The sequence below is a fragment of the Demequina gelatinilytica genome, assembly GCF_000971115.1.
Lineage (GTDB): Bacteria > Actinomycetota > Actinomycetes > Actinomycetales > Demequinaceae > Demequina > Demequina gelatinilytica.
Window position 1 is genome coordinate 29,899 of record NZ_BBLV01000020.1, and the last position, 24,157, is coordinate 54,055.

The window sequence follows — 24,157 nt, forward strand, 5'->3', positions numbered from 1 at the left end:
CCTGGCGATCGGGTGCCCGGCACGTCGGTGCCCCGCTTCGCAGGACCCGGCGCGCCGGCTACAGGCCCAGGTTGCGCGCGAGTACCTCGCGGATCGACTCCCACCGATCGGTGCGGGCGGCGAGCAGCGGCGCGCCCTCCTCGACGGCGGGCACGTACCCGCTGCCGTCGACGCGGCCCACGGTGAAGCCCGCCTCCGCCGCAATCGCGGCGCCGGGCACGTGGTCCCACGGCTTGGCTCGCGTGTAGACCAGGTAGCCCACGTCCTGCAGGACCAGGTCCGCATAGTCGAAGCCCGCGCACATCCGCAGCTCGTCGTACCCGCCCAGCTCGGGCTCCGCCGCGAGCAGGCCCTCGCGGACCGAGTCGACCGCGTACCTCACCGACACCGCGCCGCGCGGCTCCTCGAGAGCGAGGGCCGCCCGTGCATCGTCCCCGCGGGAGCGCTCGACCCCCGCCGCGAGCGACCGGCCGTCGAGGAATGCCCCGACGCCCCGCAAGCCCTCGAACATGCGGTCCTGCTCCGGGTGGTAGATCCACCCGCCCACGGGCTCGCCGCCCTCGACCAGCCCGACCATCACCGCATAGGTGTCCGAGCCGGCGACGAAGTTCGCGGTGCCGTCGACAGGGTCGACGGTCCAGACGGTCCCCTCGGTCGCGAGCAGGCGCGTCAGCGCGGGGTCGGCAGCGGTCGCCTCCTCGCCCACGACGGGGACGTCGAGGATCTCGCGCAGGAGCGGGGTCAGCGCACGCTCCGCGGACTCGTCCGCCTCCGTCACGTAGTCGCCCGGGCCCTTGAGGCGGATGTCGCCGTCGGCGAGGGCGCGGAAGCGCGGGCGGATCTCGGCGTCGGCGACGCGGCGCATGGCCGCGCCCACCGCCGCGCGCTGTGCGGCGTCGAGCAGGGGTTCCATGCGTCCATCGAACCATGGCGGTGCCTGGGTGGACGATGCGCCGAGGCCCGGCCATCCATCGTTCACCTCTCCCCAGGTCCCGGTGGCGCCGTCGCACCCCGTATGTATATTGAGTGCGTCTCAGGCAGGTGAAGCCGCCGGGGCGCACATCCCAGAGAGAAGGTTCCATGGCCCGCAAGCTCGTCATCGTCGAGTCGCCCACCAAGTCGCGCACCATCGGCGGCTTCCTCGGCGCCGACTACGACGTGGTGTCGTCGGTGGGCCATATCCGCGACCTCGCCGAGCGCTCGGAGCTGCCGGCCGAGCTGAAGAAGTCGGACATCGGCAAGTTCGCCATCGACATCGACGCGGGCTTCCAGCCGTACTACGTGGTCAACGCGGACAAGAAGAAGATCGTCGCGGACATCAAGAAGCGCCTCAAGGAGGCAGACGAGCTCTACCTCGCGACTGATGAGGATCGCGAGGGGGAGGCCATCGCGTGGCACCTGCTCGACGTCCTCAAGCCCAAGGTGCCGGTCAAGCGGCTCGCGTTCCACGAGATCACCCGCGAGGGCATCAGCAGGGCGCTCGAGAACCCGCGCGAGGTCGACATGGAGCTGGTCGAGGCCCAGGAGGCGCGCCGCCTGCTCGACCGCCTCTACGGCTACGAGGTCTCGCCCGTGCTGTGGCGCAAGATCCAGTCCGGGCTCTCCGCGGGCCGCGTCCAGTCGGTGACGCTGCGCCTGGTGGTCGACCGTGAGCGGGAGCGCATGGCCTTCCAGTCCGCCGAGTACTGGGACCTGCGCGGCACGTTCACCGCGACCGAGGGCAAGGATGCGGGGCGCTCGTTCGAGGCGAAGCTGACCACGGTCGACGGCAAGCGCGTCGCGACGGGCAAGGACTTCGACGACCGCGGAGCGCTCAAGAACGACAAGGTGGTCCACGTCCACGCGGCCCTCGCGGGAGCGCTCGCCGCGGGCCTCGCGGACTCGACCTTCACGGTCAACGGCGTGGACTCGCGCCCGTACAAGCGCCGCCCCGCCGCGCCCTTCATCACGTCGACGCTCATCCAGGAGTCGAGCCGCAAGCTCCGCCTAGGTGCGCGCCAGGCGATGGGCGTCGCGCAGGCGCTGTACCAGAAGGGTTACATCACCTATATGCGTTCCGACTCGCCGGTGCTGTCCGGCGAGGCCGTGCGCGCCGCGCGCAAGCAGGCGACCGCGCTGTACGGGGCGGACGCCGTCGCGGCGAGCCCGCGCATCTACGCGTCCGCGGACTCGAACGCGCAGGAGGCGCATGAGGCGATCCGTCCCGCGGGCGACACGTTCCGCACGCCCGACTCGCTGCGCACCGAGCTCACGGGCGACGAGTTCCGCATGTACGAGATGATCTGGAAGCGCACCCTCGCCTCCCAGATGGCCGATGCCGTGGGCACCACGTCCACCGTGCGCATCGGCGCGACCACGGCCGCGCACCACGCGGTCGAGTTCTCCGCCTCCGGCACCATCCTCACCAGCCCCGGCTTCATGGCGCTGTACGAGGAGTCGCGCGACAAGGCGCGGTACGAGGAGGACGAGCAGAAGGTCGAGAAGGAGTCGCGGCTGCCGGTGCTGGCCGAGGGCCAGAAGGTGGACGCGGACGGCATCGAGCCGCTCACCCACGCGACCACCCCGCCGCCTCGCTTCACGCAGGGCTCCATGATCAAGGAGCTCGAGGACCGCAAGCTGGGCCGCCCGTCGACCTACGCCGCGATGGTCGACGTCATCATCGACAAGGGCTACGTCAACGTCGAGAAGCAGGCGCTGGTGCCCACGTGGCTCGCGTTCGCGATGATCCGCCTGCTCGAGGACCACTTCGCGTGGCTCATCGACTACGCGTTCACGGCGGACATGGAGGAGGACCTCGACAAGATCGCGTCCGGCCACATGTCCCGCGTGGACTGGCTCGGCGAGTTCTACTTCGGTTCGGGAGCCTCGGACGACGAGGGCCGCGCGCAGGGGCTCAAGCGCCTGGTGGACGACCTCGGAGAGATCGACGCGCGCGCCAACTCGACGTTCGAGATCGGCGACGGCATCGCGCTCCGCGTGGGCAAGTACGGCCCCTACCTGGAGCGGGAGGTCGACGGCGAGAAGCAGACCGCCTCCGTGCCCGACGAGCTCGCGCCTGACGAGCTCACGGTCGCGAAGGCCGAGGAGCTGCTCGCGAACCAGGGCGGGGACGAGCGCGTGCTGGGTCAGCACCCCGAGTCGGGCCTCGACATCGTCGCGAAGGCCGGTCGGTTCGGCCCGTACGTCACCGAGGTGCTGCCCGAGGACGCCAAGGGCCGGCCCAAGACCGCGAGCCTGTTCAAGTCGATGTCGCTCGAGACCATCTCCCTCGAGGACGCGCTGCGCCTCATGAGCCTTCCGCGCATCGTGGGCGTCGACCCCGCCACCAACGAGGAGATCACGGCGCAGAACGGCCGCTTCGGCCCGTACCTCAAGAAGGGCACGGACTCGCGCACCATCGAGTCCGAGCAGCAGCTGCTCGACATCACGCTCGAGGAGGCGCTGGCGATCTACGCGCAGCCCAAGCGGGGCCGTGGGCGGGCTGCGACGCCGCCGCTCAAGGAGTTCGGTGACGACCCGACCTCGGGCAAGCCGATCGTCGCGAAGTCGGGCCGCTTCGGCGACTACATCACCGACGGTGAGACCAACGTGACCATCCCCAAGACCGAGTCGGTGGAGTCGCTCACGCCCGAGCGTGCCATCGAGCTCATCGCGGAGAAGCGCGCCAAGGGGCCGGCCAAGAAGCCGGCCCGGCGCACCGCCGCGAAGAAGACCACCACCACCCGCACCAAGAAGAAGTGAGGCGCCGTGCCTGACCAGAAGCAGCCCGGCCCTCCGCCCGAGCCTGCGCGATCGACCGGCTTCACCTTCCTCGGCTACGCGGGCCTGGTGCTCGGCTTCGGCGCCGTCGCGCTGACGGTCGACTCGGGCTCGGTCTCCGCGCTGGGCTTCTCGTTCGACTGGCCCGTGCCGCTGATCGCGGCGGTGGCGTTCGTCGGCGGCCTGCTCGCGGCCCGCTTCGGCCCGCGCAAGGGCGACCTCTAGGACCAGGCCCTCTCGACGCCCTCCGACCGGAGGCGTAGGTTCGAGTCAACCCGGCACGCCTCCCCGGCGTTCATGTGTCGGGAGGGGCCATGGACGATCTCGAGCACGTCGTCGGCGCGCTGTACGCGTCGGCCCTCCCGCGCCTGTGCGCGTACGGCTACCTCCTCACGGGCTCCCAGGCCGATGCGGAGGAGCTGGTGCAGGCGGCCATTGTCAAGGTGTTCACGCGCCGTCGCCGGTTGGACGGCGCGCGTGCCGCGGAGGCCTATGTCCGCGCCGCGATGCGGACGCTCCGCATCGACGAGGCGCGGCGAGCGACCCGGTGGCGGCGGGTCCTGCCCGGGCAGGCGATCGCGACGGCGGTCCCGGACCACAGCGAGACGCTCGCGGAGGAGGACGAGGTCTCGCGGGCCCTGCAGTCGCTGCCGCCGCGAGCGAGGATCGCCGTCGCGCTGCGCCACTACGACGACCTCAGCGTCCGGGACGTGGCTGCCGTGATGGGGGTGACGGAGGGCACCGTGAAGTCGCTGCTGCATCGGGCGCGCGAGGTGCTCGGGCCGTGGCCCGGAGCGGACCACGCCGCGTCGGAGACGGTCGAGGTCTCGGGTGAGCCTCCGCACTCGCGCGTGCATGCGGGACGGGGGCGTGCGTCGTGAACCAGGACCTCCTCGAAGCGGCGGAACGGCACGGCGCCGAGTCCGCGACCGTGCTCGCGGCCGTGGGCGCGCGGCCCGTGATCGACAGGATCCGTGCCCGGCGCCGGCGGAGGCGGGCCGTCTCCACGGCGCTGCTCGCCATCGCGGTGCCGATCGTGGTCCTCGCGGGCCAGGCATGGATGCGGGAGGGGCGCGACCAGGTCGAACCCGCGTCCGACCCGTCCACCGAGATCAGGCTCGACGCCCCGCTCGCGCCGCAGGTGCGCGATGCGATCGAGAACGGCGACCACGACGCGATGCGCGCGCTCTTCGCGGCGGGCGCGGACCCGGGGGCGACGGTCGGGTGGGACCCGTACCACTACGTCGAGCAGGCGGCCTCGCGGTGCGATCTCGAGGCGGTCGCGATCCTCGAGGGCGTGGGGGCGCCGCGGATCTCGCCCGACGACCCCGAGGTGGACCTCGCGGTCACGCATGCGGTGGGCCCGTGCGAGCCGGACGTGGTGCTGTCGCTCCTCGACTCCTCCCCCGTGGGCCTCACGCGTGCCGCGCAGATGTCGCTGGTCGCGCGCGAGGGCACCCGAGCCACGCTGCTCGCGCTCGTGGCGCGCGGGTACCCGATGGAGATCGACGGCGAATGGAGCGCCCTGCTCGACGCGGCGCGGAGCGGTCGCACCTCGCAGGTCGCGACGCTGCTCGACGCGGGCGCGGACCCGACGGTCGTGGTCGACGGCGTGCGTGTCGACCGCTGGATCGCCACGGCGCGCTTCCCGGAGGCCATCAAGGAGCTCGTCGCGGAGGCGTCCGAGCGGTGGGCGCAGGAGCCGCGATGGCCCTGAGCGCTCCACCCGTGACTAGGCTGGCCGCATGAGTGCACCGCTGCCCATGTCCGCGCCTGCCGTCCGCTGGGGGATCCTCGGCGCCGGAGGCATCGCCCACAAGCTCGCCGATGCGGTCAACCGCTACACGGCCTCGCAGGTGATCGCCGTCGGCTCCCGCAGCCTCGAACGCTCCCAGGCGTTCGCGGATGAGATGGGCGTGCCCACGGCGTACGGCTCCTACGAGGAGCTGCTCGCGGACCCGGACGTCGACGTGGTCTACGTCGCGACGCCGCACAGCCACCATCACGAGCACGCGCTCATGGCCATCGACGCCGGCAAGCACGTGCTGTGCGAGAAGGCCTTCACGCAGAACGCCGCGCAGGCGCGCGAGGTGGTCGCGGCGGCCCGTGCCAAGGGGGTGTTCCTCATGGAGGCCATGTGGACGCGCCACCTCCCGCACGTCCACGCCCTGCGCGAGCTGATCGTGCGCGGGGAGATCGGCGACGTGCTCTCGGTGCAGGCCGACCATGGCCAGGCGCTCACGCATGTCGAGCGGATGTGGAACCCGGACCTCGCGGGTGGTGCGCTGCTCGACCTGGGCGTCTACCCGATCGCCTTCGCGCACGACCTCCTGGGGGTCCCGGAGCGCATCACCGCGAGCGGCCGTCTCAGGGAGACGGGCGTCGACGGCCAGGTGTCCATGGTGTTCGACTACCCGGGCGCCCAGGCGATCCTCACCACCACCATGGAGGTGCGGACGCCCAACGTCGCGCTGATCGGCGGCACCGAGGGATACGTGGAGGTCCACGACACGTTCTACACGCCCACCTCCTTCACGGTCACCAAGGCGGACGGGACCACGTCCTTCTTCGATGGCGACGTGCCCAACGGCTTCCAGTACGAGGCGGCCGAGGTCGCCCGATGCATCGTCGCCGGGGACACCGAGAGCGCGCTGCTCACGCTCGACCAGTCGATCGAGGTCATGGAGATCATGGACGAGGTCCGCGCGCAGATCGGCCTGATCTACCCCAACGAGCAGTAGGACGATGCGCGGGACGGGTGTGGAGGACGCGCACCGGGACGTCGCACCCCACCGGTAGATTCGTCCCCATGGTGTCTTCGGGGTTCTGGGTGGTGTTCGAGGGCGCCGACGGCGTGGGCAAGACCACGCAGGTCGAGCTGCTCGCGGCGCACCTGCGCTCCAGCGCGGGCGGCGCGCGCGAGGTGCTCACCACGCGCGAGCCCGGCGGCACGCCGCTGGGGGTCGAGCTGCGCCAGGCGATCATGCACGGCGACCATGTCGCGCCGCGCGCGGAGGCGCTGCTGTACGCCGCGGATCGCGCGCACCACATCGCCACCAAGGTGCGCCCTGCGCTCGAGGCCGGAGCGGTGGTCCTCCAGGACCGCTACCTCGACTCGTCGGTGGTCTACCAAGGCGGGGCGCGCGGCCTGGGCGAGGAGGTCGAGCGCATCTCGCTGTGGGCGACGGAGGGCATGCTGCCCGACCTCACCGTGGTCCTCGACATGGCGCCCGACCCTGCGCGCATGAGCCGCGACCTCGACCGCGTCGAGCGCGAGACCATCGCCAAGTCCGAGCAGATGCGCCAGGCCTTCCTCGCGCGCGCGGCGCTGGACCCCGCCCGCTACGCGGTCGTCGATGCCGCCCGCACGGTCGAGGCCGTGCACGCGGCGGTGGTGGAGGCGGTCTCCGTCGCGATGGGCCGTCCGGGCGCGCTGCCGCTCGAGCCGTGGGGCACCCCGTGAGCGTCTGGAACGAGGTGGTGGGGCAGGAGCGTCCCATCGGCCCGCTGCGTGCCGCGATCGACGACCCGGGCTCGATGACGCACGCCTGGCTCATCACGGGCCCGCCCGGCTCGGGCCGTTCGTACGCCGCGCGGGCGTTCGCGGCGGCGCTGCAGTGCGAACGCGGCGGGTGCGGCGAATGCCGCGAGTGCTCGACCGCGATCGCGGGGACGCATGCGGACGTCACGCTGGTCGCGACCGAGAAGGTCACCATCGCGATCAGCGAGGTGCGCGACCTCGTCTCCCTCGCCGCCACCGCGCCCAGCCGCGGACGGTGGCGCGTCATCGTGGTCGAGGACGCCGACCGCATGGCGGAACGCACCTCGAACGTCCTCCTCAAGTCCATCGAGGAGCCGCCGCCGCGCACCGTGTGGGTGCTGTGCGCCCCCAGCCCGCAGGACGTCGCCGTGACCATCCGCAGCCGCTGCCGCGTGGTGGGGCTGCGCACGCCCGCGCCCGAGGCGGTGGCGCAGCTGCTCACCGCGCGGGACGGCACGGACCCCGCGCTCGCGCTCGAGTGCGCGCTCGCGGCGCAGAGCCACATCGGGGTCGCCCGGCGCCTCGCGCGTGATCCGGACGCGCGCGCCCGCCGCGATCAGGTGCTCGCGCTCGCGACCGACATCCGCGGTGTCGGCGATGCCATCTTCGCGGCCGCGGACCTGGTCGAGGTAGCGGAGTCGGACGCGAAGGCGGCGACCGAGGAGCGCGACGCGGAGGAGCGCGCGCAGCTGATGACCACGCTCGGCGTCGAGGACGGCACGCGCATCCCGCCGGCGCTGCGCGCTCAGCTGCGCCAGCTCGAGGAGGATCAGAAGCGCCGCGCCACGCGCCACAAGCGCGATGTGCTCGATCGCGCGATCACCGACCTCATGTCGCTGTACCGCGACGTCGCGATCCTCCAGACGGGGGCGTCGGTGCGTCTGGTGAACGTCGCGCACGAGGGCCACGTCCGCGACCTGGCGGAGCGGACCGCGCTCGCGGACACCATGCGCTGCCTCGACGCGCTCGGCACGGCGCGCGACCGTCTCGCGGGCAACGTCGCGCCCCTGCTCGCGCTCGAGGCGATGGCCCTCGATCTGCGCCCGCGCACCCAGGGCCGTCGCTAGGGTGGCCGCATGAGACGCCGCCTCACCTCGATCGCCGCCCTGCTCGCCGCATCGTCCCTCCTTGCGGGGTGCACGCCGGACCGGACGCAGGTCGAGCCGTCGGACCCCGCCGTCGGATCGATCGACGGCCAGGGCGAGAGCGTCGCGCCGGACCAGGCGGCGGTGTACCAGCAGGAGGCGTCGTGGAGCCGCTGCGGCGAGCTCGAGTGCGCGACCATCCAGGTGCCGGTCGACTGGAGCGATCCCGACGGTGCGACCACCGACCTGGTGATCAACCGGCACGCCGCCACGGACGCCGCCGGCCGCCTCGGCAGCCTGCTCATCAACCCCGGCGGACCGGGCGGGAGCGGGCTGGACCTCACGGAGTCGTTCGTCGCGATGGCGGGCGACGACGTCCTCGCGTCCTACGACATCATCGGCTTCGACCCGCGCGGGGTGGGCGAGTCCTCGCCGCTCGCATGCGGCGACTCCGAGGAGATCGACGACTACTACCTCACCGATCAGATCCTCGACACCGAGCAGGCGATCGAGGAGGCGCGCGCGGCGACCACGGCCTTCGCCGAGCGCTGCCGCGAGCTCAGCGGGCCGCTGCTCGAGAACGTCGACACCTCCTCGGCGGCTCGTGACATGGATGTGATCCGCGCGGTCGTGGGAGACGAGCAGCTGCACTACCTCGGCTACTCGTACGGTACCCAGCTGGGTGCGACGTACGCCGAGCTGTTCCCCGACAACGTGGGCCGCATGGTCCTCGACGGCGCGGTGGACTTCACGCTGCCGGTCGAGGAGCAGGCCAAGGGCCAGGCCGCGGGCTTCGAGGGCGCGCTCATGAACTTCATCGACTGGTGCCTCGCCGAGCAGGAGGGATGCCCGCTCGACGCGGACCGTGAGGCGGCGCGCCAGCAGGTCCAGGACATCGCGCTGCAGGCGCGCGACGAGGGCTACCCGACGCCCGACGGCGACGTGGTCAACGGCAACCTCATGGTCTACGGCATGGTCGTCACCATGTACGACGAGGCCTCGTGGGTCTACCTCGAGGCGGGCCTGAGCGAGGTCCTCGAGCGTGGCACCGCCGACATCTTCAACCAGCTCGCAGGGTTCTACCTCGACAAGGACCCCACCACCGGGGAGTACCTGTCGAACAGCCAGTGGGCCTTCACCGGGATCGGCTGCCTCGACGGGGGCGTGACGGAGCCCTACACGGTCGACTCGCTGGGGGCATTCGTGGGGTCGATCGAGGAGGCCTCCCCGACGTTCGGCTGGTGGTTCGGGTCCTCGCTCGGCTGCGACGGCTGGCCGTGGACCGCCAAGGAGCCCGTGACTGCGCTCGAGGCCGCGGACGATGCGGCGCCCATCCTGGTGATCGGCACCACGCATGACCCGGCGACGCCTTACGCGTGGGCCGAGTCGCTCAGCGAGCAGCTCGCGAGCTCGACCCTGCTCACATACGAGGGCGAGGGGCACACCGCCTACGGACGCTCGAACCAGTGCATCCTCGACGCGGTCGACGGCTATCTGGTGGGCGGGGAGATGCCGGTTTCAGGATTGCGCTGCTGAGGCGCTATCATTTCTACCCGTGCCCCCTCGGGGGTGCACCGTGGTGTCCCGCGAGGGGCACTCGCCGCCTTAGCTCAGTCGGCAGAGCGATTCACTCGTAATGAATAGGTCGTGGGTTCGATTCCCACAGGCGGCTCCACCAGGAAGGCCCGGTCTCGTGAGAGGCCGGGCCGTCTGCGTTCCCGCCGTCCGAGCGTCACGCCCCCCTGGCGGGACATGGGTGCCGGATATCGCGCGGATCCGACATCCATGTCCCGCCAGCGCGGACTCACCAAGGTCGACGACGCCTGATGGTCAACCGACGATGCCCGGTGGCGCTCAGGGAGGTGCTGGTTGCCCGATCGAAGCGAATCCGGGCAGTCAGCACCTCGCAGGGCGCAGGTCGGGCCGCGCCGCTCACCCCAGCGGCCACCCTGTGTAGCCCTCGGCGAGGTAGGTGCGCCCGGCCTCCGAGGAGGCCACGGTCCGCAGCTCCCCAAGCTGACGCCGGCGGTCGAACTCGGTGGCCCCGGGTGCGACGTGGAGCATGCTGGTCATCCACCAGGAGAAGTGCTGGGCCTTCCAGATGCGGTCGAGCGCCGCGTCGGCCCACGCGTCGATCAGGTGCGCATCCGAGCGGAGCAGCAGCTCCTCGAGCGCGCGGGCGAGCAGGACCACGTCGGCCACCGCCAGGTTCATGCCCTTCGCGCCGGTCGGCGGCACGGTGTGCGCGGCGTCCCCGACGATCGCGAGGCGGCCCTGCCGCAGCGTGCGCGCCACGAAGGACCGGAGGCGCAGCACGTCGCGCTGGAAGATGGGTCCCTCGATCAGCGCGTGTCCCGGCACGCGCGTCTGCAACGCGTCCCAGATCTGGGCGTCGCTCATCGCGTCCGCATCGGCGTCAGGGTCGCACTGGAAGTACATGCGCTGCACCGTGGGGGAGCGCTGGCTGATGAGCGCGAAGCCGTCGGGAGAGTTCGAGTAGATGAGCTCGTCGGCGCTGGGCGGAGCCTCGCACAGGATGCCGAACCACCCGAACGGGTACTCGCGGAAGAAGCCGTCGTGCGAGCCCGAGATCGCGCGCCGGACTACCGAGCGCGAACCGTCGGCGCCCACCACGAAGTCCGCCTCGATCGCCAGCGCGCCGCCCGCATCGTCCGTCGCGATCACGCGGGGACGCTCGCCGTCGGCGCCCTCGATCGCGGTCGCTGTCCAGCCGAAGCGGAGGTCCTGGCCCGAGGCGACGCGCGCCGCGATGAGGTCGCGGAGCGCCTCATGCTGCGGGAAGAGCCAGACCGAGCGGCCGGCCAGGCCCGTGAAGTCGATGCGGTGGCCCGCGCCGTCGAAGCGCAGCTCGATGCCGTCGTGGCGCGAGCCGACGGAGTGGACGCGCGAGCCGGGGATGCCGGCGAGCAGGTCCACGGTGCCCTGCTCGAGGATCCCGGCACGGATGGTCGACTCGATCTCCTCACGCGAGCGGCTGTCGATGACCACGGACGCGATCCCGGCCTCGGCGAGCAGGTGCGAGAGGACCAGGCCGGCGGGGCCTGCCCCGACGATGGCGACCTGGGTGCGGACGGCTGCGTTCATGATGCCTCCTTCGGCGCGGCGTCCCCGTCGACGCCCGTGCGCCGCCCAGTGTGCCGCGCATCCCGAGCGCACGGACCGCGGCTCCCGTTCAATGGGAGCGCGATGGCGTCAGAGGGGCGAGCGGAGCGCGCGCTCCACCTCGAGCGCGGCCCGGTGCAGCTCCTCGAGCGCGAGAGCAGGCACCGCGTCGCGCGGCAGCACCACCGAGAGCGCGGCCGCCGCGCGTCCCGCATCGTCGCGCACGGGAACCGCGACCCCGGTCGACACCTCCTCGATGTACCCCGGTGCGATCGCGTGGCCGAGCCGCCGCACCTCGGCGAGCTTGCGGCGGACCGCTGCGGGATCGGTGGGGGTCGACGCGCTCACGCGGCGCAGCGGCCCGCCAAGCACCCGCTCCTGCACCGCGGGCTCGGCGAAGGCCAGGAGCACCAGGCCGGAGGACGATGCGTGGAGCGGCAGGCGTCCCGCGATGCGCGTGATGTTGGCGCCTGCGCGCGGGTCCGAGAGCCGCTCGAGGAAGAGCGCCTCGTCCTGCTCGAGGATCGCGAGCTGCGTGTGCTCGCGGACGCGGGCCTGCACCCGCTCCATCGCGGGCAGCGCAGCCTGCCTCACCCGCAGCACGTGCGACGAGCGGGTCGCGAGCTCCCAGAGCCTCAGCCCGACGCTGATCCGCCCCTCGCCGTCGCGGTCGAGCAGCCCCGCCTCGACCAGGTCGCCCACGATGCGATGCGCGGTGGAGGCCGGCAGGCCGGCGCGGCGGCCCACCTCCGCGGCGGTCTGGACCGAGCGCGAGGGCGTGAACGTCTCGAGCACGCGGACGATGCGGTCCGTGACCGAGTCGCCGGAAGGGGAGTTCGCCACGCCTCGCAGGATGCCACAGCGGCCCGGAGTAGCCTCGGACCATGTCGACGGCGACCCCTTCCCTCGCGGCACCCTGGACCGCCCTCACGGCCGAGGCCGTGGCGGGGCTCCTCGGGCCCGCCGACGCCCGGTGGTGGCTCTCGGGCGGGGCCGCGCTCGACCGCTGGCTCGGAACGCCCATCCGTCCGCGCGAGAACATCGACGTCAGCACCCTCCCGAGCGACCTCGACGCTGTCCTCCAGGCGTTGCCCGCGGGGTGGAGCGCGTGGGTGCCCGACGGGGATGGGCTCGTGCCGTACGCGGAGCTCGCGGAGGACGCCGCGCCGCAGCCCGTCCTGGTGCACGACGACGATGCCGGCTCGTGGGTGCTGCGCATCAACGTGGAGGACGGTGCGCCCCGGGCCTGGGTCTACCGCCGCGACGCTCGCCTGCAGCTGCCGTGGGACCGCGCGGTGCTCGACCTCGACGGCATCCCGACGGGTGCGCCCGAGGTCCAGCTGGTGTGGAAGTGCTTCAGCCCCAGGCCCGAGGACGATGCCGACAAGGACGCGGTGCTGCCCCACCTCTCCGAGGAGGCCCGCGCGTGGTGGGAGCGGACGCTCCTGACGGTCCACCCTCATTCCTCCTGGACCATCCCCGTGCGCAGCCCGATGTTCCCGGCGCGCGCGAGCTGGAATCGTCCTCAGCGCTGAGCGTCGTCGGTGAACTCGCCGCTGCTGACGGCGTGGAGCACGAGGCGCCGGAACCACCGCTGCGCGGGCGAGAGGTTCATCTCGCGCCGGGAGTAGAGCGCGACGGGCGAGCTGGTGCCCGGCCAGGGGAGGTCCGCCATCTCGAGGTCGGGGAACCAGCCTCGGTACACCGCGGCGACATGCCGCGGCAGGAGGACCACGAGGTCCGTGGTCGCGACCACGGCGGGGATGGTCGCCCACTCCTCCACCGTGAGCGCGACCTGGGGGATGAGGCCGTGCTCGACCAGGGCCTGTCCGGGGAACACATGGCCGCCGCGGGACGATGCCCGGATGAAGCGCCGTCCCTCGAACATGCGGGGGCCGGTGGGTGGCAGGGGATGGTGGCGCGAGGTCAGCGCGACGTACTCGACGCCGCGCACCGGGGTGCGCCACAGCCGTGAGGCGTCCATGAGGTGGACGGTGAGAGCCAGGTCGATCGCGCCGCGGACCAGCTCCTCCTCGGCGACGGACGCATCGAGGCGCTTCACCACGATCTGCGGGGCGGCACCCTCGCGCGCAAGCGCGGTCATGATCGGTGCGAGGAAGGTCTGCTCGCCGATCGACGTCAGCCCCAGCGCGAGCTCGCCGTCGAACGCCGTCGGGTCGAAATCCGTCGCGTCGGTGACCGTCGCGTCGATCTGCGCGAGGGCCTCGTGCAGGGGGCCGAACAGCTGCGTGGCGCGAGGCGTGGGCACCATGATGTGCCCCTCACGTCGGAAGAGGTCGTCCCCGAACCGCTTGCGCAGCCGCGCGAGGGTGTAGCTCACGGTCGGCTGGGTGACGTGCAGCCGGTCCGCGGCGCCGGTGAGGCTGCGCATCTCGTAGAGCACCACGAAGGTGCGGAGCTGGTTGAGATCGGCGAGCGTCATGCATCGAATCTCTCTATGGGGAGGTGATGTGGAATCTATTGGACCACAGTCGGTGCGGTGCCTAGGGTGAGAGGCAGACCCGCAAGTGACAAGGACGCCACTCGTGCTCAAGGACATCCCCGGCCATGACGCGCACGCCCCGGCCCGCCACGGCGAGACGACGGGCGGCTTCGAGAAGTCGCCCGGCTGGCTCGACTGGTACGACGGCCCCGCGACGCCGACCTTCCGCCTGCCCGCCGGCGCGGTCGACGCGCACTGCCATGTCTTCGGCCCGGGCGAGGAGTTCCCGTACGCCCCCGAGCGCAAGTACACGCCGTGCGACGCCTCGGCGGCGCAGCTCTTCGCGTTGCGCGACCACCTCGGCTTCGCACGCAACGTCATCGTCCAGGCCACGTGCCACGGCGCCGACAACCGCGCGCTCGTCGACGCGCTCGAGCGCAGCGAGGGACGCGCGCGCGGCGTCGCCACGGTCCGCCGCGATGTCACCGACGAGCAGCTCGCGCAGATGCACCGCGCGGGCGTGCGCGGCGTGCGCTTCAACTTCGTCAAGCGGCTGGTGGATCGCGTGCCCACGGACTCGCTCGAGGAGATCGTCGCGAAGATCGCGCCGCTCGGCTGGCACGTGGTGATCTACGTCGAGGCCGCGGACCTGCCGGAGCTGTACGACTTCTTCAGCGGCATCGGGACCGACGTGGTGGTCGATCACATGGGCCGCCCGGACGTGACCAAGGACGTGGACGGGCCGGAGTTCGGCCTCTTCCTCCGGTTCATGCGTGAGAACCCGAACGTCTGGACCAAGGTGTCGTGCCCCGAGCGGCTCAGCGTCACCGGTCCACGCGCGCTCGACGGCGAGCGTCACGCCTACACGGACGTGGTGCCGTTCGCCCGACGTGTGGTCGAGGACTTCCCCGACCGCGTGCTGTGGGGCACCGATTGGCCCCACCCCAACCTCAAGGACCACATGCCCGACGACGGGCTGCTGGTCGACTACATCCCTCAGATCGCCACCACGCCCGAGCTGCAGCGCAAGCTGCTGGTCGAGAACCCCCAGCGCCTGTACTGGCCGGAAGGAGCATGACATGGCACTCGACAAGCCCTACAAGGACATCCCCGGCACCATCATCTTCGACGCCGAGCAGGCCAGGAAGGGGTTCCACCTCAACCAGTTCTCGATGTCGCTGATGAAGCCGGAGAACCGTGAGCGCTACCTCGCTGATCGCGCGGCGTACCTCGACGAATGGCCGCTCACGCCCGCGCAGCGCCAGGCGGTGCTCGACATGGACCTCAACGCGATGATGGCCGAGGGCGGCAACATCTACTTCCTCAGCAAGATCGGCGCCACGCACGGCCTCAGCTTCCAGCAGATGGCGGGCTCGATGACGGGCATGAGCGAGGCGGCGTACCGCGACATGATGGTCGGAGGCGGTCGACGCCCCGAGGGCGTGCGGCTCAAGGACCTCGACGGCTGGACGCCGCCGTCCACCGAGAAGGCCACCACGATGCGCGAGGACGCCCCGGCGAAGTACACCTCCGCGCTGTTCACGTCGCACGTGCCCGCGATCGGCGCCGCGATGGACCTCGGCAAGACCGAGGAGCCGTACTGGAAGAAGATGTTCGCCGGCTACGAGTGGACCCGGAGGTGGGCCAAGGAGAACACGCCGGACGTCATCATCCTGGTCTACAACGACCACGCGACGGCCTTCGACTCGACCATCATCCCGACGTTCGTGCTCGGGACGGGCGCCCACTACCCGGTCGCGGACGAGGGCTACGGCCCGCGGCCCGTGCCGGATGTGTACGGGCATCCGGAGCTCGCCGCGCACATCGCGCAATCGGTGATCCAGGACGACTTCGACCTCACGCTCGTCAACGAGATGGTGGTGGACCACGGGCTCACGGTGCCTCTGTCGCTCGTCTTCGGCGATGTCGACGAGTGGCCGTGCAAGATCATCCCGCTTCCGGTCAACGTGGTGCAGTACCCGGTGCCGTCGGGGCGCCGCTGCTACGAGCTGGGACGGGCGATCCGCCGTGCGCTCGACAAGTGGGACGGCGAGCCGCTCGACGTGCAGATCTGGGGCACGGGCGGCATGAGCCACCAGCTGCAGGGCCCCCGCGCGGGCCTCATCAACGAGGAGTGGGACAACGCGTTCCTGGACCACCTCATCGCGGACCCGCTCGGTCTCACCGAATGGCCGCACATGGAGTACGTCGACGAGGCCGGCTCCGAGGGCATCGAGCTGGTCGACTGGCTGATCGCCCGCGGCGCGATGGATGATCAGTTCGAGGGCGGCGCTCCCAGCGTGGACCACCGCTTCTATCACGTGCCCGCATCCAACACCGCGGTGGGGCACCTGGTCCTCAGCAACCCCGTGGCCCAGCCCGCCCCGGCGGCACAGCAGATCCCGCAGGAGGTGCATGCATGACCGCCGACAAGGTCCGCATCGCGGTGGTCGGCGCCGCCGGCGCGTTCGGGCGCAAGCACCTCGACGGGCTCGCCCACGTCGAGGACGCCGAGGTGACCGTGGTGAGCGGCACCCGGCCCGAGCCGACCCAGGCGGTCGCGGAGAAGTACGGCGTGCCCACCGTGCTGCTCAGCTACGAGGAGGTCCTCGAGCGCGACGACGTCGACGCCGTCATCCTCGCCACCCCCACCGGGCTCCACGCGGCGCAGACCCGCGCCGCGCTCGCGGCAGGGAAGCACGTCCAGGTCGAGATCCCGCTCGCGGACTCGCTCGCCGATGCCGAGGCGGCCCTCGCGGCGGCCGAGGCTTCCGACCTCGTCGCGATGGTGGGGCACACTCGCCGCTTCAACCCCTCGCACCAGTGGATCCACCAGCGGATCGCCGCCGGCGACCTCGGCATCCAGCAGCTGGACGTGCAGACGTACTTCTTCCGTCGCACCAACACCAACGCGCAGGGTGAGCCCCGCTCGTGGACCGACCACCTGCTGTGGCACCACGCCGCGCACACGGTGGACCTGTTCGCCTACCAGGCGGGGCGCATCGTCCAGGCGAACGCGATCCAGGGGCCCATCCACCCCGAGCTGGGCATCGCGATGGACATGTCGATCCACCTCAAGGCGGTGTCCGGAGCGATCTGCACGCTGTCGCTGTCGTTCAACAACGACGGCCCCTTCGGCACCTTCTTCCGCTACATCGGCGACACGGGCACGTACATCGCGCGCTACGACGACCTGGTCGACGGCCGCGAGGAGCCCATCGACGTGTCCCACGTCGCGGTGAGCATGAACGGCATCGAGCTCCAGGACCGCGAGTTCATCGCCGCCATCCGCGAGGGCCGCGAGCCCAACTCCTCGCTGCGCCAGGTCATCGACTGCTACCGCGTGCTGGGTGGGCTCGAGCAGCAGCTCGCCGCGCATCAGGAGCAGCCCGCGTGATCCTTCCCCGCATGGGCCTCGGCTGCATGGAGCTGAGCCATGCGTACGGCGTGGCACCGCCGCCTGAGGAGGGCGAGCGGATGCTGCGCGCGGCCCTCGACCAGGGCGTCCGGCTCCTCGACACCGCGACGCTCTACGGCGGCGGGCGCAACGAGGAGCTGGTCGGGCGCGCCCTCAGGGGGCGGCGGGACGATGCGGTGCTCGCCAGCAAGGGCGGCATGGCGATGATCGACGGGGTCAAGACCATCGACGGACGCCCCGACACGCTGCGCGCGCAGGTCGATGCATCGCTGCAGCGGCTCGGCGTCGAGCGCATCGACCTCTACTACCTCCACCGCTGGGACAAGCAGGTGCCCATCGGGGAGAGCGTCGGCGCGCTCGCGGAGGCCGTCGCGGAGGGGAAGATCGGTGCGATCGGGCTCTCCGAGGTCTCGGTGCCGCGCCTGCGCGAGGCGCTCGCGGTCGCGCCCATCGCTGCCGTCCAGAACGAGTACTCGCTGTGGAGCCGCAACCCCGAGCTCGGGATGCTTGCGGCGACCCGCGAGGCGGGGGTCGCGTTCGTAGCCTTCTCGCCCGTCGCGCGCGGCTTCCTCGCGGGTGCGGTCACGGACCCTGCGGCGCTCGCCGAGAAGGACATCCGCCGTGCGATGCCCCGCTTCCAGCCGGATCACTGGGCGGTCAACGCGACGCTGCTTCCCGCCTGGCGCGCGCTCTCGGCGGAGGCAGGGTGCACCCCGGCCCAGCTGGCGCTCGCATGGGTGCTCTCGCGCGGCCCGCATGTCACCGCGATCCCGGGCACCACTAGCGCGGCGCATCTGCGGGAGGACCTCGCCGCCGCCGCGCTCGCGGTGGACGATGCTCTCCTCGCCCGCGCCGGCGCGCTCATCGGCACCGCGACCGTGTCGGGGCCCCGGTACAGCGCGGCGCAGTCCGCGGAGGTCGACGCGGAGGCCTTCGCGTCGGCCGGCTGACCGACGGTCATGTGCGGCGACCGGATCGTGCGTTCTTCGCGCCGCAGCGCCCGTGTCCCGCCGCTCGGAGTTACGGTGGTGGAGGCAGGCACGATGATGATCCGGCCCGACCCGGGGGCCGAGGGGGTGGTGCATCGTGGCAACGGTGCTCTCGTTCACATCCGACGACGGTGCGGCGGTCCTGGTCGAGACCGCCGAGGAGGCCTCCGCCGGCCCGGTCATGCGCGGTGGCCGCGCGACCGCGGCCGTGGTCGAGGCCACCGAGAGCCTCGAGGCGGTCGTGGGCCGGATCGGCCCCGTGGTGAAGAGCATCGTGGACGGCATCCGCACCGCCGCGGGCACGCCGGATGAGGTCGAGGTGGAGTTCGCGGTGCGGCTGTCCGCGGACTCGAACCTGGTGATCGCGAAGGCCGGGGGCGAGGCGAACTTCCGCATCGCGCTGCGCTGGGGTGCCGGGGGCACGTGAGATGTCCTTCGACGCGGCCCTCTACGACACCCTCGACCTCCGCCTCGACGCCGACGGCGTCGGCGGGTACCGCGTGATCGCGACCGCGTCCGACGGCGTCAGCGCGCGCGGTACCTTCACCCCGCCGGTCGATGACGAGGGCCTCGAGGCCCTCGTCAGGCGCGCCGGGCTCGCGCGCAGCCGCCGCGGCGCCGGCGACGAGCGGCTCCTGATGCTCGAGGGGTTCGGGTCGTCGTTGTTCGATGCGCTGATCCGGGACGACGTCGCGAGCGTCTTCCATGCCGCGCAGGCTGCCGCGGGCGAGCGTGCGCGAGGGTTGCGCATCACCCTGCGGTTGTCCGGGGCGCCCGAGCTCATGCGGCTGCCATGGGAGCTCCTGTACAAGCGGCCGCGCTTCATCGCGCAGTCGACCCGCACCCCGGTGGTGCGCGCGCTCGACATCGACTCGAGATCGGTGCCCTTCGCGGTGACGCCGCCCCTCCGGGTGCTGGGGGTGATCAGCAGCCCCACGGGCTACCCGGAGCTCGACGTGGAATCCGAGCGGGCCAATCTCGAGGAGGCGCTCGACGGGCTCGTGCGCGCGGGCCTCGTGGAGCTGGTCTGGCTCGAGCGGGCGACCCTCGCCGAGTTCGGGCGACGGATCGCCGAGCCCGACCACATCCACGTCATCCACTACGTAGGGCACGGCGCGTACGACGAGGCGACGGAGTCAGGGGTGCTGGTGCTCGAGACGGCGCAGGGGCGTCCGCTCGATGTCACCGGTCGCCAGCTCGGAGCGATGGTGCAGGACGAGGTCAGCCTGCGCCTGGTGGTGCTCAACGCCTGCGAGGGGGCCCGCACCTCGCGCATCGACCCGTTCTCGGGCGTCGCCACCAGCCTGCTCGAGTTCGACATCCCGGCCGTGATCGGGATGCAGTTCGAGATCAGCGACGCGGCGGCGATCGCCTTCAGCGACAGCCTCTACGACGGGCTCGCGCGCGGGCTCCCGATCGACGCGGCCATCGCCCCGGCGCGCCGCGCGATCGTGGGGGCGATGCGCGAGGAGGAGTTCGCCACGCCCGTCCTGTTCCTGCGTTCGGGCGATGCGCGGATCTTCGACGTCGCGGGCGCGCCGCCGCCCGCACCGCCCGTATCCGAGCCGACGCCGGTCCGTGAGCCCGAGCCCGCGCCGGAACAGGAACCGGCACCCGGACCTGAACCCGAATCCGAACCCGGACCCGAACCCGGACCCGAACCCGGACCGGAGCCGACCGTGGAACCGGCGCCCTCGCGGGCGCGCATGCCCGCACCCGGTCCCGAGCCCGTGCCGCGCACCGGCGCCGGAGGGTCCGTCGCGCTCGCGTGGGTGGCGGTGGCGATGCTTCTCATCGCCGCCGTCCTGATCTCGGTGGCGTGGATGACCACGGACACCTCGACCGGGCCGGCGCGCGAATGGCCGATCCGGCGGATGCGCGTCTTCGCGCACGCGGCCTACCTGCTCGCGCTGGCGGCCCTTGCCGCGCACTACGTCCGGCGGTCCCCGCATCGTGCCGCGAGGCAGGTGGCGTGGCTGTTCGGGTTGACGGCCGCGGTGCAGCTCGCCGCCGTGGTGGTCATCGTGGTGAAGAAGGGGGAGCAGGGGGAGCTCTGGATCCTGACGCTGGCGCAGGGCTTCCTGATCATCGGCGCGGGCGTGCTGCTCACCCGCGCTGGATCGCGTGCGGGTGCGAGCCTCTCCATGCCCGGGCCCTGGGTCGTCCTCGGCGGGCTGCTGCTGCTGGTCAGGCTGCTCGCGTGGCAGGACTTCCGCGACACCCTCGAGTGGTGGCACGTGGACTACGCGTGGGCTGCGGGCACCGCCATGCTCGCCATCGCCTACGCCGCATCGGCCATGCTGCTGCGAGGGGAGCTGGCGGCCGCACGCAGCCGATGACGGCGCGGCCGGCGGCCGCCACCCCTTGCGCACGCGCGCGGGCGGGGCGACACTAGCGATATATCGTTCGTGCTCGCGGCGATACACCCCGGAGGAGGCTGTCATGGGTACGTCGTTCCGCAAGGAGGGTGGCGGCTTCAACGCCAGCGCCCCGGTCGACGCGATGTGGGACGCGATGGACTCGCTGCGCTCGGGCTTCGAGAAGCGCGTCGCGCCGCGCATGGGTCGCGGGGACGTCCGCGCCGCGGTGCTGGTGCTCCTGGCCGAGGAGCCGATGCACGGCTACCAGATCATCCGCGAGATCGAGGAGCGCACCGGCGGCCGGTGGAAGCCGAGCGCGGGCTCCGTCTACCCGACCCTCCAGCTCCTCGCCGACGAGGGCGTGGTCACCGCCGAGACCCAGCACGACCGCAAGATCTACTCGCTCACCGAGGACGGGCGCAGCGAGGCCTCCACGGCATCGGCCCCCTGGGGCGAGGATGCCGAGGGCGGCAGGCACTTCGGCGGGCCCGTCCCGCGCGCGGCCTTCGAGCTCGCGCAGGCCGTGACGCAGGTCGGACGCTCCGGCACCGAGGAGCAGCAGAAGCAGGCCGTCGAGGTGCTGGACGAGGCCCGACGTAGGATCTACTCGATCCTCGCGCAAGCCTGACAGCCGTCCCGAGCGCCGGGGGTCGAGGAGAGCCGATGCCCGACGCCCTGCACGATCGCGCCCGCTACCGCCGCATCCTGCGCTTCGCCGCCCGCCACCTCCTGGTGATCTGGTGGTACGAGCTGTTCATGCCGCGATTCGGCATGCGGGGCATCGCCGACCGCACGCGCGAGGCCAGGATGCAGTCCTTCGCCCGCCGGTTCCGGGTGCTCGCGGTGGAGCTCGGCGGCCTCATGATCAAGCTGGGCCAGTTCCTCTCGACGCGGCTCGACGTCCTCCCGCCCGAGATCACCCGCGAGCTCGAGGACCTCCAGGACGAGGTCCCGCCGGCGCCGTTCGACGCGATCCATGACCTCGCGGAGGAGGACTTGGGCGTGCCGCTCGACCAGGTGTTCGCGCGCATCGACAGGGAGCCGATCGCCTCGGCGTCGCTCGGCCAGGTCTACCGGGCGACGCTCGCGCCGCAGGACGATGCGCTGGCCGGGTTCGCGGATGTGGTGATCAAGGTGCAGCGGCCCGGGATCGCGAGCATCGTCGAGGTCGACCTCGCCGCGCTCAGGCGCGTGGCGTTCTGGCTGAGCCGCATGCGGGTGGTCTCCCAACGGGTCGACATGCCCGCGCTTGTCGAGGAGTTCGCGCGCGCAAGCCTCGAGGAGGTCGACTACCTGCACGAGGCGCAGAACGCCGAGCGCTTCGCAGGGATCTTCGAGGGCGATGAGCGCGTGCGCGCGCCGAAGGTGGTGTGGGAGCGGACCACGCGGCGCGTCCTCACGCTCGAGGACGTGACCGCGATCAAGATCACGGACCTGGACTCGGTGCGCGAGGCCGGCATCGACCCTCGCGGAGTGGCGAAGGTCTTCGCGGCCGTGATGTTCGACCAGGTCTTCGAGCACGGCTTCTTCCACGCCGACCCGCACCCGGGGAACCTGTTCGTGACGCCCGGCGCGGAGGGTCCGGGCGGGCGCGAGTGGCGGCTGACGTTCGTCGACTTCGGGATGATGGGCGAGGTCCCCGACAGCCTTCGTGATGCGTTGCGAGCGCTCTTCCTCGCGTCCGCCTCCCGCAACGGCCGCGGCATGGTCGAGGCGATGCATCAGGCAGGGGTGCTGCTGCCGAACGCCGACACGCGTGAGCTCGAGCGCGCGCTGACCGCGGTGTTCGCGAGGTTCGGCGGCATGGGCGTCGCCGAGCTCCGCAGCATCGACCCGCGCGAGTTCCGGCGCTTCGCCCTCGAGTTCAGCGACGTCATGCTCACCATGCCGTTCCAGATGCCCGAGAGCTTCCTGCTGCTCATCCGCGCGGTGTCCCTCACCTCGGGCATGTGCAGCTCGCTCGACCCTCAGTACAACGTGTGGGACTCGGTCGAGCCGTACGCGAACAAGCTCGTGCGGGAGACCGCGACCAACGTGGTGGGCGACGTCGCACGGCAGGCCGTCGACGCCGCGGGCCTCCTGTGGAGGATGCCTCAGCGCCTCGACTCGGTGCTCGCCACGGTGGAGAGCGGCAAGGTCGCCGTCACCGTGCCCCATATGGAGGACGCGATCGACCGGGCCGAGCGCAGCGTGCGTCGTCTCATCTCCGCGCTGATCTTCTGTGCGCTGCTCGTGTCGGGCGCCCGCATGCGGGCCGACGATCCGGGCCTCGGAACGTTCCTCATGCTCGCGTCCGTGGTGCCGCTGGTGCATGTGGTGTTCGGGAGGCGCCGACCGCGGTGATGCACCGCAACGCTCAGCCCGATGCGACGTCCACCACGAGGCGCGGTGGCGAGGTGAGCCAGGTGACGCGATAGGGCCGTGCCCTGTCCAGCCCGAGGCCGACGTGGGTGATGCCCTCGAACCCGCTCAGGAGTCGCGCCTCCCGGATGGCGCCCTCGGGAGCGCCGAGGACCTGCCGCGGTCCCGCATAGGAGGGTGCGTCGATCGCCTCGCCGTCGACCCAGGCGCCGATGGCGATGTCGAGCGAGGCGCTGCCCGCGAGGGCCGGGGCGAGGTCCTCGCCCGATCCGTCCAAGGCGAAGGTGGAAGCCGCGTACGGGGTGACCGACCATCCCGGCATCGCGCCGGGACCGTCGAGCTCGAGCACCCAGCGGTCGTAGCACTCGTGCCGGCCGATGCGCATGGTGACGCCCCATAGCGCGTCACCCGGCGCCGTGCGCAGGTCGCTCGGCCAGTCGGTTGACGATGCGCTCGGGCCGGTGGAGCCGAACGGCTCGCACGTGCGGCCTGAGGGGGTCGCCTCGCTGCTGGCAGTCGCGGAGGCCGACGGGGCGGCAGGGGTCGCGGAGGTGCCCGTCGGGGACGCGCTCGGGGCGGCGCCGGACGTCACGATGGCGGGCGGCTCGGTGGAGGGGGCGGTAGGCGTACCTCCCGTGCAGCCGGACATGAGAGCCGCTGCCACGAGCACAGCGGCTGCCGCACGACGGCCCGCGCCCATAGATCCAGGCTACGCCGCGAGGGTCAACGGCACCGGGGGGCAGAATTTGCGCAGCTTTTCGCCCGATTACGCACGCAGGAGGAGGCGCCACGATGGCCGCGCAGCCGTCTACCAGGCAGGATTCTCGCGACACGCCCGAGATGCACGCGATTTGACGATGCCGCGCGCGGACCCCTAATCTCTTACCTGTTGCCGACGACGGAAGCGCCAGGCAGGGACTGAAGAGGACCTGCAGGAGACGCCCCGGAAGCAACATCGATCCGATGGAAGCGGCGGACATTCGCATGTCCCGCACCACTCGAAGGATCACCGACGAACTCTCAGACGTTCTTCATCTGGATGATCAGGCCGGAATAGCCGATTTGACAGCGAGAAATG

22 protein-coding genes and 1 tRNA gene are annotated in these 24,157 nt (G+C 71.8%); 18 read left to right on the forward strand and 5 right to left on the reverse strand.

What is annotated here, in order from left to right:
- Positions 1-58: 58 nt before the first annotated feature.
- On the reverse strand, positions 59-913 hold the full coding sequence (locus AOM00_RS13950) for an inositol monophosphatase family protein (protein WP_062518380.1): 855 nt from the start codon (positions 911-913) through the stop codon (positions 59-61).
- A gap of 167 nt (positions 914-1,080) precedes the next feature.
- Between AOM00_RS13950 and topA the strand changes: the two genes are divergently transcribed.
- From topA to AOM00_RS13995, 9 genes are all read left to right on the forward strand, one after another.
- The gene (gene topA / locus AOM00_RS13955) at positions 1,081-3,741 is read left to right on the forward strand and encodes a type I DNA topoisomerase (RefSeq protein WP_062518381.1); all 2,661 of its coding nucleotides are present in this window, start codon (positions 1,081-1,083) and stop codon (positions 3,739-3,741) included.
- Positions 3,742-3,747: 6 nt separating this feature from the next.
- The gene (locus AOM00_RS13960) at positions 3,748-3,984 is read left to right on the forward strand and encodes a hypothetical protein (RefSeq protein WP_062518382.1); all 237 of its coding nucleotides are present in this window, start codon (positions 3,748-3,750) and stop codon (positions 3,982-3,984) included.
- Between the two features lie 89 nt (positions 3,985-4,073).
- Positions 4,074-4,640: an RNA polymerase sigma factor gene (locus AOM00_RS13965; protein WP_062518383.1), complete on the forward strand. Its 567-nt coding sequence runs from the start codon at positions 4,074-4,076 to the stop codon at positions 4,638-4,640.
- Positions 4,637-5,476: an ankyrin repeat domain-containing protein gene (locus AOM00_RS13970; protein ID WP_062518384.1), complete on the forward strand. Its 840-nt coding sequence runs from the start codon at positions 4,637-4,639 to the stop codon at positions 5,474-5,476. Before AOM00_RS13965 ends, AOM00_RS13970 begins: the two co-directional genes overlap by 4 nt.
- 28 nt (positions 5,477-5,504) lie before the next feature.
- Positions 5,505-6,500: a Gfo/Idh/MocA family protein gene (locus AOM00_RS13975; protein WP_062518385.1), complete on the forward strand. Its 996-nt coding sequence runs from the start codon at positions 5,505-5,507 to the stop codon at positions 6,498-6,500.
- Positions 6,501-6,568: 68 nt separating this feature from the next.
- Positions 6,569-7,222, forward strand: a complete 654-nt coding sequence (gene tmk / locus AOM00_RS13980) for a dTMP kinase (RefSeq protein ID WP_062518386.1) — start codon at positions 6,569-6,571, stop codon at positions 7,220-7,222.
- Positions 7,219-8,367, forward strand: coding sequence for a DNA polymerase III subunit delta' (locus AOM00_RS13985; protein WP_062518399.1), 1,149 nt, complete (start codon positions 7,219-7,221; stop codon positions 8,365-8,367). Before tmk ends, AOM00_RS13985 begins: the two co-directional genes overlap by 4 nt.
- Positions 8,368-8,376: 9 nt before the next feature.
- Entirely contained in the window at positions 8,377-9,921 is a 1,545-nt protein-coding gene (locus AOM00_RS13990; protein ID WP_062518387.1) for an alpha/beta hydrolase, read from the forward strand.
- Positions 9,922-9,984: 63 nt separating this feature from the next.
- A tRNA-Thr gene (locus AOM00_RS13995) sits at positions 9,985-10,060 on the forward strand.
- 257 nt (positions 10,061-10,317) lie between these two features.
- Here the strand turns inward: AOM00_RS13995 and AOM00_RS14000 are convergent.
- Positions 10,318-11,490, reverse strand: coding sequence for a 4-hydroxybenzoate 3-monooxygenase (locus AOM00_RS14000; protein WP_062518388.1), 1,173 nt, complete (start codon positions 11,488-11,490; stop codon positions 10,318-10,320).
- Between the two features lie 108 nt (positions 11,491-11,598).
- Positions 11,599-12,351, reverse strand: coding sequence for an IclR family transcriptional regulator (locus AOM00_RS14005; protein WP_062518389.1), 753 nt, complete (start codon positions 12,349-12,351; stop codon positions 11,599-11,601).
- A gap of 41 nt (positions 12,352-12,392) precedes the next feature.
- Here AOM00_RS14005 and AOM00_RS14010 point away from each other — a divergent pair, with 41 nt between their 5' ends.
- The gene (locus AOM00_RS14010) at positions 12,393-13,043 is read left to right on the forward strand and encodes a hypothetical protein (protein ID WP_062518390.1); all 651 of its coding nucleotides are present in this window, start codon (positions 12,393-12,395) and stop codon (positions 13,041-13,043) included.
- Here AOM00_RS14010 and AOM00_RS14015 read toward each other — a convergent pair.
- Positions 13,034-13,951 carry a LysR family transcriptional regulator gene (locus AOM00_RS14015; RefSeq protein WP_062518391.1) on the reverse strand — a complete coding sequence of 306 codons (918 nt, stop codon included), beginning with the start codon at positions 13,949-13,951 and terminating at the stop codon, positions 13,034-13,036. The genes AOM00_RS14010 and AOM00_RS14015 overlap by 10 nt on opposite strands.
- Positions 13,952-14,054: 103 nt before the next feature.
- Between AOM00_RS14015 and AOM00_RS14020 the strand changes: the two genes are divergently transcribed.
- From AOM00_RS14020 to AOM00_RS14055, 8 genes are all read left to right on the forward strand, one after another.
- A complete protein-coding gene (locus AOM00_RS14020) occupies positions 14,055-15,029 on the forward strand; it encodes an amidohydrolase family protein (protein WP_304524078.1) in 975 nt (324 codons plus the stop codon).
- Between the two features lies 1 nt (position 15,030).
- Entirely contained in the window at positions 15,031-16,374 is a 1,344-nt protein-coding gene (locus AOM00_RS14025; RefSeq protein ID WP_082097090.1) for a protocatechuate 4,5-dioxygenase subunit alpha/beta, read from the forward strand.
- Positions 16,371-17,348: a Gfo/Idh/MocA family oxidoreductase gene (locus AOM00_RS14030; protein ID WP_062518392.1), complete on the forward strand. Its 978-nt coding sequence runs from the start codon at positions 16,371-16,373 to the stop codon at positions 17,346-17,348. The genes AOM00_RS14025 and AOM00_RS14030 overlap by 4 nt, the downstream gene beginning before the upstream one ends.
- Positions 17,345-18,319 (forward strand): aldo/keto reductase, encoded by a 975-nt coding sequence (locus AOM00_RS14035; RefSeq protein ID WP_228373516.1) that lies wholly within the window; start codon positions 17,345-17,347, stop codon positions 18,317-18,319. The genes AOM00_RS14030 and AOM00_RS14035 overlap by 4 nt, the downstream gene beginning before the upstream one ends.
- Positions 18,320-18,464: 145 nt before the next feature.
- Positions 18,465-18,785 carry a CU044_2847 family protein gene (locus AOM00_RS14040; RefSeq protein WP_062518393.1) on the forward strand — a complete coding sequence of 107 codons (321 nt, stop codon included), beginning with the start codon at positions 18,465-18,467 and terminating at the stop codon, positions 18,783-18,785.
- A gap of 1 nt (position 18,786) precedes the next feature.
- The gene (locus AOM00_RS14045) at positions 18,787-20,697 is read left to right on the forward strand and encodes a CHAT domain-containing protein (protein WP_062518394.1); all 1,911 of its coding nucleotides are present in this window, start codon (positions 18,787-18,789) and stop codon (positions 20,695-20,697) included.
- 103 nt (positions 20,698-20,800) lie between these two features.
- Complete coding sequence (locus AOM00_RS14050) at positions 20,801-21,346, forward strand: PadR family transcriptional regulator (protein WP_062518395.1); 546 nt, start codon at positions 20,801-20,803, stop codon at positions 21,344-21,346.
- 35 nt (positions 21,347-21,381) lie between these two features.
- The gene (locus AOM00_RS14055) at positions 21,382-23,061 is read left to right on the forward strand and encodes an ABC1 kinase family protein (protein ID WP_062518396.1); all 1,680 of its coding nucleotides are present in this window, start codon (positions 21,382-21,384) and stop codon (positions 23,059-23,061) included.
- A gap of 13 nt (positions 23,062-23,074) precedes the next feature.
- Here AOM00_RS14055 and AOM00_RS14060 read toward each other — a convergent pair whose 3' ends face one another.
- Positions 23,075-23,779 carry an AMIN-like domain-containing (lipo)protein gene (locus tag AOM00_RS14060; RefSeq protein WP_062518397.1) on the reverse strand — a complete coding sequence of 235 codons (705 nt, stop codon included), beginning with the start codon at positions 23,777-23,779 and terminating at the stop codon, positions 23,075-23,077.
- Positions 23,780-24,157: the final 378 nt, after the last annotated feature.

What these genes read in the sequence shown, in the direction of transcription:
- AOM00_RS13950 (WP_062518380.1), bottom strand. Translation starts at nt 913, where the DNA reads ATGGAACCCCTGCTCGACGCCGCACAGCGCGCGGCGGTGGGCGCGGCC.
- topA (WP_062518381.1), top strand. Translation starts at nt 1,081, where the DNA reads ATGGCCCGCAAGCTCGTCATCGTCGAGTCGCCCACCAAGTCGCGCACC.
- AOM00_RS13965 (WP_062518383.1), top strand. Translation starts at nt 4,074, where the DNA reads ATGGACGATCTCGAGCACGTCGTCGGCGCGCTGTACGCGTCGGCCCTC.
- AOM00_RS13975 (WP_062518385.1), top strand. Translation starts at nt 5,505, where the DNA reads ATGAGTGCACCGCTGCCCATGTCCGCGCCTGCCGTCCGCTGGGGGATC.
- tmk (WP_062518386.1), top strand. Translation starts at nt 6,569, where the DNA reads ATGGTGTCTTCGGGGTTCTGGGTGGTGTTCGAGGGCGCCGACGGCGTG.
- AOM00_RS13990 (WP_062518387.1), top strand. Translation starts at nt 8,377, where the DNA reads ATGAGACGCCGCCTCACCTCGATCGCCGCCCTGCTCGCCGCATCGTCC.
- AOM00_RS14000 (WP_062518388.1), bottom strand. Translation starts at nt 11,490, where the DNA reads ATGAACGCAGCCGTCCGCACCCAGGTCGCCATCGTCGGGGCAGGCCCC.
- AOM00_RS14010 (WP_062518390.1), top strand. Translation starts at nt 12,393, where the DNA reads ATGTCGACGGCGACCCCTTCCCTCGCGGCACCCTGGACCGCCCTCACG.
- AOM00_RS14015 (WP_062518391.1), bottom strand. Translation starts at nt 13,951, where the DNA reads ATGACGCTCGCCGATCTCAACCAGCTCCGCACCTTCGTGGTGCTCTAC.
- AOM00_RS14025 (WP_082097090.1), top strand. Translation starts at nt 15,031, where the DNA reads ATGGCACTCGACAAGCCCTACAAGGACATCCCCGGCACCATCATCTTC.
- AOM00_RS14030 (WP_062518392.1), top strand. Translation starts at nt 16,371, where the DNA reads ATGACCGCCGACAAGGTCCGCATCGCGGTGGTCGGCGCCGCCGGCGCG.
- AOM00_RS14045 (WP_062518394.1), top strand. Translation starts at nt 18,787, where the DNA reads ATGTCCTTCGACGCGGCCCTCTACGACACCCTCGACCTCCGCCTCGAC.
- AOM00_RS14050 (WP_062518395.1), top strand. Translation starts at nt 20,801, where the DNA reads ATGGGTACGTCGTTCCGCAAGGAGGGTGGCGGCTTCAACGCCAGCGCC.
- AOM00_RS14055 (WP_062518396.1), top strand. Translation starts at nt 21,382, where the DNA reads ATGCCCGACGCCCTGCACGATCGCGCCCGCTACCGCCGCATCCTGCGC.
- AOM00_RS14060 (WP_062518397.1), bottom strand. Translation starts at nt 23,779, where the DNA reads ATGGGCGCGGGCCGTCGTGCGGCAGCCGCTGTGCTCGTGGCAGCGGCT.